This is a genomic window from Nocardioides pocheonensis, from assembly GCF_003725535.1.
Classification (GTDB): Bacteria; Actinomycetota; Actinomycetes; order Propionibacteriales; family Nocardioidaceae; genus Marmoricola; species Marmoricola pocheonensis.
The window spans coordinates 194,223-203,366 of the sequence record NZ_RJSF01000040.1 but is presented as its reverse complement, the minus strand read 5'-3'; the positions used below and the strand labels follow the sequence as shown (position 1 = coordinate 203,366).

Here is a 9,144-nt window from a genome sequence, read left to right as displayed (position 1 = left end):
CGAGGCCTCGCCCAGGGGCTCGGCACCTCAACCACCCCAGGCTCAGGGCCGAGGCGCACCAGGTTTCGAGGCCTCGCCCAGGGGCTCGGCACCTCAACCACCCCAGGTGGTTGAGGTGCGAGGAGCGCCAGCGACGAGCCTCGAAACCGCTGGCGGCGGGGAGGTCCACTGATGAAGGTCATGGCCCAGATGGCGATGGTGATGAACCTCGACAAGTGCATCGGTTGCCACACCTGCTCGGTCACCTGCAAGCAGGCGTGGACCAACCGCGCCGGCACGGAGTACGTCTGGTTCAACAACGTCGAGACCCGGCCCGGGCAGGGCTACCCGCGCCGCTACGAGGACCAGGAGGAGTGGCAGGGCGGCTGGACGCTGAACCGCCGCGGCCGGCTCGCGCTCAAGGCCGGCGGCCGCTTCCGCAAGCTGCTGACGATCTTCTCGAACCCGAAGATGCCCGGCATCAGCGACTACTACGAGCCGTGGACCTACGACTACGCCACGCTCACCGATGCCCCGGCCCAGGAGCACACCCCGGTGGCCCGGCCGAAGTCGCTGATCAGCGGCAACGACATGGCCATCAAGTGGTCGGCGAACTGGGACGACAACCTCGGCGGCTCCGAGGCGACCTTCGCCCACGACCCGATCCTGCAGAAGGCGAGCCTGAACAACGCGGCGACCAAGGTGAAGCGCTCCTTCGAGGAGACCTTCATGTTCTACCTGCCGCGGATCTGCGAGCACTGCCTGAACCCCTCCTGCGCGGCGTCGTGCCCGAGCGGCGCGATCTACAAGCGCTCCGAGGACGGGATCGTGCTGGTCGACCAGGACCGGTGCCGCGGCTGGCGCATGTGCGTGTCGGGATGCCCGTACAAGAAGGTGTACTTCAACCACCGCACCGGCAAGGCCGAGAAGTGCACGTTCTGCTTCCCCCGCATCGAGGTGGGCATCCCGACCGTGTGCTCGGAGACCTGCGTCGGGCGGCTGCGCTACATCGGCCTCGTCCTGTACGACGCCGACCGGGTGCTCGAGGCTGCGTCGACTCCGGACGACCACGACCTCTACGAGGCGCAGCGCTCGGTCTTCCTCGACCCGAACGACCCCGACGTCGTGCGCGAGGCCGAGCGCGCCGGCATCCCGCACGACTGGGTGATCGCCGCGCAGCGCTCGCCGATCCACGCACTGATCAACACGTTCAAGGTGGCGCTCCCGCTGCACCCGGAGTACCGCACGATGCCGATGGTCTGGTACATCCCACCGCTCTCCCCCGTGGTCGACGCGGTCGCCGAGACCGGGGAGGACGCCGAGGACCAGCGCAACCTCTTCGCCGCGATCGACGCGCTCCGGATCCCGGTGGAGTACCTCGCCGAGCTGTTCACCGCCGGTGACGTCGCCCCCGTCGACGCCGTGCTGCGCAAGCTGGCCGCGATGCGCTCCTACATGCGCGACATCAACCTGGGGCGCGACGCCGATGCCTCGATCCCCGAAGGTGTGGGCATGACCGAGGAGCAGATGTACGACATGTACCGCCTGCTCGCGCTCGCCAAGTACGACGAGCGCTACGTGATCCCGCCGGCCCACGCCGAGCAGGCGCACTCGCTCGAGGAGCTCGCCACCGAGTGCGCACTCGACTACGAGGGCGGCCCCGGCATGGGCGGTGCCGGCCTCTTCGGCGAGGGCTCGGGCCCGAACGTCCCGATCGCCGTGGAGAACTTCCAGATGCTCGCCAACCGGCAGACCTCCGACACGATGGCCTCGCCGGGCGACAAGGGTGCGCGGGTCAACCTGCTCAACTGGGACGGCAAGGGCACCCCCCAGGGCCTGTTCCCGCCGCCGCCCGACGCCGGGGTTTCGGCAGGCTCAACCACCAGTGGCGAAGGCTCAACCACCAGCGGCGAAGGCTCAACCACCGGCGGCGAAGGATCGACCACCAGCGGCGAAGGATCGACCGGAGGGGCGGACCCCAAGTGAGCCGCCATCCCGATCCCCGCCTTCCGGCCCCGGTCCTGACCACGGTCTGGCAGTCGGCCTCGCTGCTCCTCGGCTATCCCGACGAGCGGTTGCCCGCTCTGATCGCGCCGGTCCGGGCAGCCCTGCCCGGTCTGCCCGAGCACCTCCGCGACCCGCTGGCGTCGGTGGTCGACCACCTCGAGCGGACGCCGCTTGCCGAGCTCCAGGTCGACTACGTCGAGACCTTCGACAGCCGGCGGCGCTGCAACCTCTTCCTGACCTACTTCCTGCACGGCGACACCCGCAAGCGCGGACTCGCGCTGCTGCGGTTCAAGCAGACCTACCTGCGCTCGGGGTTCGTGATGGACGCCGACCCGGCGCACGGCGAGGAGCTCCCCGACCACCTCTGCGTCGTGCTCGAGTACGCCGCGACGGTCGACCAGGCCCTCGGCTGGCGGCTGCTCCTGGACCATCGGGCCAGCCTGGAGCTGCTCCGGATGTCCCTGCGCGACGGCGGTTCCGGGTGGGCGGGCGCCCTCGAGGCGGTGTGCGCGACCCTGCCGCCGATCAAGGGCGACGATCGCGACCTGGTCGCCCGGCTCGCCGCCGAGGGACCGCCGGCCGAGGAGGTCGGCCTGACGCCGTACGGGACGCCCGCCTTCGACGCCCGCCTGGAGGACTCGGTGGACGCCACCGGGGTTTCGGCAGGCTCAACCACCGGGAGCTGGCGATGAAGACCCTGCTGTGGGTGATCGTGCCCTACGTCTGCCTGGTGACCTTCGTGCTCGGTCACTGGTGGCGCTACCGCTTCGACAAGTTCGGGTGGACCACCCGGTCCTCGCAGCTCTACGAGTCGCGCCTGCTCCGGCTGGGCAGCCCGCTGTTCCACTTCGGCATCCTCGGCGTCGTGGCGGGCCACATCATCGGGCTGGTGATCCCGGAGTCGTGGACCGACGCGCTCGGGATCAGCGAGACGGCGTACCACTGGGTCGCCCTCGTCGGCGGCATCGCCTCCGGCGTGCTCACCGTGGTCGGCATGGCGATCCTGATCTACCGGCGGCGCACCACCGGGCCGGTGTTCTCGGCCACCACGCCGATGGACAAGGTGATGTACGCCGTCCTGGGCACCGTGATCGTCCTGGGCATGTGGAACACGATCGCCTCGAGCCTGTTCGGGCTCGGCGGCGTGGACGGAGACGCCTACAACTACCGCGAAGGCGTCTCCCTGTGGTTCCGCAGCATCTTCGAGCTCCGTCCGGACGTCGACGCGATGGCCGGCGCGCCGCTCGGCTTCCAGCTGCACGCGCTCGGCGCCTGCGCACTGTTCGCCCTGTGGCCGTTCACCCGGCTGGTGCACGTCTTCAGCGCACCCGTCGGCTACCTGACCCGCCCCTACATCGTCTACCGCACCCGCGACGCCTCCCCTGCCGGTTCGCGGCCGCCCCGCCGAGGCTGGGAGAAGGTCGACGTGTGACCGCCGTGCCGACGGAGCCGCGCTGATGTGCGAGTACTGCGGCTGCCGCCAGATCGAGCCGCTGGCCGAGCTGATGGACGAGCACATGGCCCTGCTCGACGTCGCCTCCGACGTCGAGATCGCGCTGCGCCACCGCGACCACGAGAGCGCGGTCACGCACCTCCGGCGGCTCAGCGAGCTGCTCGACCGGCACGTGCGGCGCGAGGAGGAGGGCGTGTTCACGGCTCTCCGCGCCACGGGCGAGTTCCTCGACGAGGTCTCCGAGCTGGAGCAGGAGCACGACGACTTCCACGCGGGCCTTGCGGCCCTCGACCCGCACGACCCGGAGCTCAGGGTGAAGGTGGACGCGATGTTCCGGCACCTGTCGGACCACATCGACAAGGAGGACCTCGGCATCTTCCCGGTCAGCGTCGTCACGCTCGGCGCCGCCGGGTGGGACGTCGTGACCTCGGTGCACAGCGCCCAGCCGAGCTTCCTGTCCGAGCGACCCGGCCGCGCGGCCGGGCCCGGCCACACGGGCTGAGCGGCGTCCCCCGGCGCCGCGGGTGTCGCGCCCGGACTGGCGCCTCGCCGCGGCGTACGCTCCGGAGCGTGCCGTGCGACTACTGCGGAAAGCCCTTCGACCCGATCGCCACGCGCTGGCTCTGCCCGCACTGCCACATGAAGGCCAACTGCTGCGACGGCGCCCCGCTCGCGGAGCGCGTCTGCGACCTGCCGGCCGGCCGAGGCTGACCCGCCTGCAGGCGCCATCCGGCCCCGCAGAGTTTCCTCCCAGGTCCCAGGGGTAAGGGCACACGACCTGGGGATCTTCCCCAGGAGGGGAGGAAATTCGAAATGTCATCCAAGGGAGCAGAAAGGCGGCTCGGGCGCATCGGGCTCGTCGCCGTCGTACTCGCGCTCAGCATGTCCATGTTCGGCCTCGTGGCGAACACGGCCTCTGCCACGCACGTCAACGCCCACAAGCTGCACGACTCGGCCCCCAACGTCACGGTCCTGTCCTACGTCTACGGCCACACGGCATCGGGCAAGAAGGTGCGCGGGGTGTTCGTCCCGCGCTCGTTCCAGACCTCGGGCAACACCTTGTACGCGAAGGGCAAGATCGTGGGCAAGATCGTGCGACCCGGCAAGGATCTGCACTTCACCAAGCGGCACGTCCTGATCCCGGTCTACTCGATCAACAACATCTCGGCCTCCGGTGCGACGCGGGCTCTGCCAGTCGCGGGCACCTGCGACATCCTGCACCTGGTGCTCGGCCCGCTGGACCTGAACATCCTCGGGCTGAAGGTTCACCTTGACCGGGTCGTGCTCGACATCACGGCTCAGCCGGGCTCCGGGCAGCTGCTCGGCAACCTGCTCTGCGCGGTGGCCGGCCTGCTCGACCCGGGCGGCACGCTGTCCGGACTCCTGGGACAGCTGAACACGTTGCTGAACCAGATCCTCGGAGCTCTCGGGAGGCTCACCGTCTGACTGACATCAGGCAGGAGCAGAACGGCACGGACGGCCGCGGGCGGCGGGGAGATCTTCCCCTCGCCCTCGGCCGTCCGTGGCACTGCAGGCCCGACTCCGGTCTCAGGACCGCTGCATCCCGCGGACACCGATCCACAGCCCCAGGGCCGCGATCACCAGCCCGCCGGCGAAGCCTTGCGCGATCACGTCCGCGTGCCAGCTGCCCGCGAAGAGCTCACGCACCGCCTGCACGACGTACTTCAGCGGGTTCAGGTCGGACAGCCACCGCAGCCAGCCGGGACCTCCGTCCAGCGGGAGTAGGACGCCGGCGAGCAGGAGCAGCGGGAAGATCACGGTCTGCTGGACGGTCCAGAAGAGCCACGGCTGGCCGTCGGAAGCCAGCCCCAGGGCGTAGGACATCGAGGCCACCCCGATGCTGAACAGCGCCAGCATCGCGACGCCCACGAGCACACCGACCGGGTGCAGGTCGAAGCTGAACGGTGTCGCAACCGCCAGGATGATCGCAGTCTGCATCAGCATCGGCACGGTCTCCTTGAAGGCCCGGCCGAGCAGCAGCGAGGACCGGCTCAGCGGGGAGACCAGCATCCGCTCGTGCGACCCGGTCACCATCTCGTCCATCAGCCCCGCACCGGTGAACGACGCTCCCATCAGGCAGGTCATCGCGACGATGCCGGGGACGAACCACTGCAGCGCGCTCCCGTGGGAGTCGGGCAGCAGCGGGGCGAAGAGCCCGAGGAAGACGAGCGGCTGGACCATCGCGAACAGCACGGACGCCGGCTCGTGCCACACCGGCCGCAGCTCGCGGCTCATCACGTTGATCGTGTCGGCGGCGATCCTGCCGAGGGCAGCTCGGCGGGCCGTGGACGGAGGGGCGGGCCTCTCCGTGCGGGCGGTCGATCCTGCGGAGACGATCGTGCTCATGCTGCTGCTCCTTCCCGGGAGTCGTCGTTCTCGTCCTGCGCTGTCGGTGACTCGTTGGCCTCGCGGAGGCTGCGGCCGGTGAGCTCGAGGAACACGTCGTCGAGCGTCGGTCGGGCGACCTCGATGCCCACCGGCGCATGACCGGCCCCGTGCAGGTCGTGGACCAGCGCGCCGACCAGCTCGTTGCCGTGCGCGATCCGCGCGACGACCCGGGATCCGTCCCGGGTCACGTCCGCGCCCGGCAGTCGTGCCGCCCTCGTCGCCGCGACCTCGGCCCCGGACACGTCGGCGAACGCGAGCGTGATCCGGTCGCCCAGACCCGACTTCAGCCGGTACGCCGAGTCGTCGGCGATCACCCGGCCGTGGTCGATCACCACGACCCGCTCGGCGAGGGCATCGGCCTCCTCGAGGTAGTGCGTGGTCAGCACGATCGTGTTGCCCGTCTCGGCGTGCAGCCGCTCGACCTGCGCCTGCAGGTTCGCCCGGTTCTGCGGGTCGAGACCGGTCGACGGCTCGTCGAGGAACAGCACCTCGGGACGGTGGACGAGGCCCATCGCGATGTCGAGCCGGCGGCGCTGGCCTCCCGAGAGCGTCGCGACCTTGCGGTCGGAGACGGAGGCGAGACCGAGGTCCGCGATCAGCTCGTCCGCCCGCGCTCGCGCGTCCCGGCGGGAGAGCCCGTGCGCCCGGCCCTGGCTGACCAGCTCGTCGCGCCCGTGCTGCTGGTGCCCGGCACCGTTGCCCTGGCCGACGTACCCGATCGCGCCGCGCACGGCGGCCTGTGCGTCGACGACGTCGAAGCCCGCCACCCGGGCCCCGCCCGAGGTCGGCGCGAGCAGGGTGGTGAGCATCCGGAGGGTCGTGGACTTGCCGGCGCCGTTCGGACCGAGCAGGGCCACCAGCTCGCCGCGTCGGATCTCCAGGTCGAGGCCGCGGACCGCCTCGACCGTCTGCTTGCGTGAGGTGAACGTCCGGGTCAATGCCTCGGTGACGATCACGGGGTCTGTCGTGTTCATGACCCCAGTCGACCAGCGATAGCGGACAGGTTCTGTCCGCTATCGGATCTAATCTGAGGACATGAGCACCGGTGCCCGCATGCTGCAGCTGTTGTCGCTGCTCCAGACCCACCGCTACTGGTCCGGGCCGGAGCTCGCCGACCGGCTCGAGGTCTCCGAGCGCACGCTGCGCCGCGACATCGAGCGCGTCCGCGACCTCGGCTACCCGGTCGACGCGGTGCGGGGTGTCGCCGGGGGCTACCAGCTGCGCGCAGGCGGCAGCCTTCCTCCCCTGCTCCTCACCGACGAAGAAGCGGTCGCGATCGCCGTCGGGCTGCGCACGGCCGCCTCAGGCGCGGTCCAGGGCCTGGAGGAGACGGCCGTGCAGTCCCTGACCAAGGTGCTCGCGCTGATGCCGCCGCGACTGCGGCGGCGCATGGACGCCCTGGCCGAGCAGACCGTGCCGGCGCCCCTGCGGGGGCCGACCATCGACGCGTCGGTGCTGACCACGCTCGCCCAGGGGTGCCGCGACGACGAGATCGTCGAGTTCGGCTACACCACGCGCGAGGCGGCCTCCGAGACCCGGCAGGTGGAGCCGCACCGCCTGGTGAGCCTCGGCCAGCGCTGGTACCTCGTCGCCTACGACCGCCGGCGCGACGACTGGCGCACGTTCCGGGTCGACCGGATCAGCGCCGTGACGCTCACCGGCCGCCGGTTCACCGGACACGCCCTGCCCGCGGCCGACGCCCTGGAGTTCGTCCGCGCCGGCATGAAGCAGATCCCCCGCCGGTACGACGTCAAGGTGCTCGTGCGCGCACCCCTCGCCGACGTCGCCGCGGTGGTCGGCAGGTGGGCCGAGCTGAGCGAGACGGCCGACGGCACGACGATGACCATGCCGACCGACGACCTCTTCTGGCCGCTGGCCGTGCTCGCCACGCTCGACGCCGACTTCGAGGTGGAGAGCCCCGAGGAGCTCCGCGCCCAGGTCGCGAGCGTCAGCAGACGGTTCTCTGCCGCAACGTCGTGAGCTTCGAGGCCGCGGCTCAGAGATTCCCGCGCCGCTCCTGCTCGCGCTCGATCGCCTCGAACAGAGCCTTGAAGTTCCCCTTGCCGAACCCGAGCGAGCCGTGCCGCTCGATCAGCTCGAAGAAGACCGTCGGCCGGTCGCCCAGCGGCTTGGTGAAGATCTGCAGCAGGTAGCCGTCCTCGTCGCGGTCGACGAGGATCCGTCGCTTCTGCAGCTCATCGATCGGCACCCGCACCTGGCCGATGCGGGCGCGGAGCGCGGGGTCCTCGTAGTAGGAGTCCGGGGTGTCGAGGAACTCCACACCGTTGTCGCGCAGGGCGTCGACGGTGGCCAGGATGTCGTTCGTGGCCAGCGCGAGGTGCTGGGCCCCGGCGCCCCGGTAGAACTCGAGGTACTCGTCGATCTGCGACTTCTTCCGCGCCACCGCCGGCTCGTTGAGCGGGAACTTCACCCGGTGGTTGCCGTTGGCGACCACCTTGCTCATCAGGGCGGAGTAGTCGGTGGCGATGTCGTCGCCGATGAACTCCGCCATGTTCGTGAAGCCCATCACCTTGTTGTAGAACGCCACCCACTCGTCCATCCGGCCGAGCTCGACGTTGCCGACGACATGGTCCAGCGCCTGGAAGAGCCGCTTCGGCTGGCCGTCCTTGCGCGTGATCGAGGACGTCCTCGCGACGTAGCCGGGCAGGTAGGGACCCGCGTACGTCGCTCCGTCGACCTCGCGCTGCACCAGGGTGTGCCGGGTCTCGCCGTAGGTCGCGATCGCCGCGACGCGGACGGTGCCGTGCTCGTCGGTCAGGTCGTGCGGCTCCTCGAGCACCGTGGCACCGACCTCGTGCGCGCGGGCGATGCAGCGGTCGACGTCGGGTACCTCGAGGGCGATGTCCACGACACCGTCGCCGTGGCGCCGATGGTGGTCGGCCAGCGGGCTGTCGGGGTCGACCGCGCCCTTGAGCACGAACCGCGTCGAGCCCGAGCGCAGCACGAACGCCTTGTGGTCACGGTTGCCGTGCTCGGGTCCGGAGTAGGCGACCAGCTCCATCCCCCACGCCGACTGGTAGTACTGCGCGGCCTGGGTCGCGTTGCCGACGACGAACACGATGGCGTCCCAGCCCGTGACCGGGAAGACGTCGTTGTGCTCGTCGTACTCCACGAGGCCGACCAGCTGCTGCAGCTGCTCGAGGGTCAGGTCCGCCTTGAGCTCTTCAACGGTCAGGGCGCGTTCGTGGGCAGTCGTCATGCAGGTCAGCCTGTCCTCACCTGACACTGTGTGCAACACTTCGGCGACACATCGAGCAGATTGCACAGTCGGAGGC

General features: G+C 70.3%; 10 protein-coding genes. 7 read left to right on the top strand and 3 right to left on the bottom strand.

All coding sequences use genetic code 11. The annotated features are described in order from the left end of the window. Positions 1–171 precede the first annotated feature (171 nt). The 6 genes from narH to EFL26_RS24220 all read left to right on the top strand — a co-directional run bounded on the left by narH (position 172) and on the right by EFL26_RS24220 (position 4,885). Positions 172–1,965 carry a nitrate reductase subunit beta gene (gene narH / locus EFL26_RS11835; protein ID WP_123223084.1) on the top strand — a complete coding sequence of 598 codons (1,794 nt, stop codon included), beginning with the start codon at positions 172–174 and terminating at the stop codon, positions 1,963–1,965. Then, positions 1,962–2,678, top strand: a complete 717-nt coding sequence (gene narJ / locus EFL26_RS11830; RefSeq protein WP_123223083.1) for a nitrate reductase molybdenum cofactor assembly chaperone — start codon at positions 1,962–1,964, stop codon at positions 2,676–2,678. The genes narH and narJ overlap by 4 nt, the downstream gene beginning before the upstream one ends. Further along, positions 2,675–3,418, top strand: a complete 744-nt coding sequence (gene narI / locus EFL26_RS11825) for a respiratory nitrate reductase subunit gamma (protein WP_123223082.1) — start codon at positions 2,675–2,677, stop codon at positions 3,416–3,418. The genes narJ and narI overlap by 4 nt, the downstream gene beginning before the upstream one ends. A 25-nt stretch (positions 3,419–3,443) precedes the next feature. Next, entirely contained in the window at positions 3,444–3,941 is a 498-nt protein-coding gene (locus EFL26_RS11820) for a hemerythrin domain-containing protein (RefSeq protein ID WP_123223081.1), read from the top strand. A gap of 68 nt (positions 3,942–4,009) precedes the next feature. Beyond that, the gene (locus EFL26_RS24225; protein WP_183408161.1) at positions 4,010–4,150 is read left to right on the top strand and encodes a hypothetical protein; all 141 of its coding nucleotides are present in this window, start codon (positions 4,010–4,012) and stop codon (positions 4,148–4,150) included. A 102-nt stretch (positions 4,151–4,252) separates the two neighbouring features. Then, positions 4,253–4,885: a hypothetical protein gene (locus tag EFL26_RS24220; RefSeq protein WP_183408160.1), complete on the top strand. Its 633-nt coding sequence runs from the start codon at positions 4,253–4,255 to the stop codon at positions 4,883–4,885. A gap of 102 nt (positions 4,886–4,987) precedes the next feature. On the opposite strand, the gene EFL26_RS11810 is transcribed toward EFL26_RS24220, so the two are convergent. Together EFL26_RS11810 and EFL26_RS11805 are read right to left on the bottom strand one after the other, a co-directional pair. After that, positions 4,988–5,806 (bottom strand): ABC transporter permease, encoded by an 819-nt coding sequence (locus EFL26_RS11810; protein ID WP_123223080.1) that lies wholly within the window; start codon positions 5,804–5,806, stop codon positions 4,988–4,990. Then, positions 5,803–6,822 carry an ATP-binding cassette domain-containing protein gene (locus tag EFL26_RS11805; protein ID WP_183408159.1) on the bottom strand — a complete coding sequence of 340 codons (1,020 nt, stop codon included), beginning with the start codon at positions 6,820–6,822 and terminating at the stop codon, positions 5,803–5,805. Before EFL26_RS11805 ends, EFL26_RS11810 begins: the two co-directional genes overlap by 4 nt. Before the next feature lie 61 nt (positions 6,823–6,883). Here EFL26_RS11805 and EFL26_RS11800 point away from each other — a divergent pair, with 61 nt between their 5' ends. Then, positions 6,884–7,828: a helix-turn-helix transcriptional regulator gene (locus tag EFL26_RS11800; RefSeq protein ID WP_123223079.1), complete on the top strand. Its 945-nt coding sequence runs from the start codon at positions 6,884–6,886 to the stop codon at positions 7,826–7,828. A 16-nt stretch (positions 7,829–7,844) separates the two neighbouring features. On the opposite strand, the gene hppD is transcribed toward EFL26_RS11800, so the two are convergent. Continuing rightward, positions 7,845–9,068 carry a 4-hydroxyphenylpyruvate dioxygenase gene (hppD, locus tag EFL26_RS11795; protein ID WP_123223078.1) on the bottom strand — a complete coding sequence of 408 codons (1,224 nt, stop codon included), beginning with the start codon at positions 9,066–9,068 and terminating at the stop codon, positions 7,845–7,847. Positions 9,069–9,144: the final 76 nt, after the last annotated feature.

Coding starts and splice junctions, on each gene's coding strand:
- EFL26_RS11820 (WP_123223081.1), top strand. CDS start 3,444: ATGTGCGAGTACTGCGGCTGCCGCCAGATCGAGCCGCTGGCCGAGCTG.
- narI (WP_123223082.1), top strand. CDS start 2,675: ATGAAGACCCTGCTGTGGGTGATCGTGCCCTACGTCTGCCTGGTGACC.
- hppD (WP_123223078.1), bottom strand. CDS start 9,068: ATGACGACTGCCCACGAACGCGCCCTGACCGTTGAAGAGCTCAAGGCG.
- narH (WP_123223084.1), top strand. CDS start 172: ATGAAGGTCATGGCCCAGATGGCGATGGTGATGAACCTCGACAAGTGC.
- EFL26_RS24220 (WP_183408160.1), top strand. CDS start 4,253: ATGTCATCCAAGGGAGCAGAAAGGCGGCTCGGGCGCATCGGGCTCGTC.
- EFL26_RS11800 (WP_123223079.1), top strand. CDS start 6,884: ATGAGCACCGGTGCCCGCATGCTGCAGCTGTTGTCGCTGCTCCAGACC.
- EFL26_RS11805 (WP_183408159.1), bottom strand. CDS start 6,822: ATGAACACGACAGACCCCGTGATCGTCACCGAGGCATTGACCCGGACG.
- EFL26_RS11810 (WP_123223080.1), bottom strand. CDS start 5,806: ATGAGCACGATCGTCTCCGCAGGATCGACCGCCCGCACGGAGAGGCCC.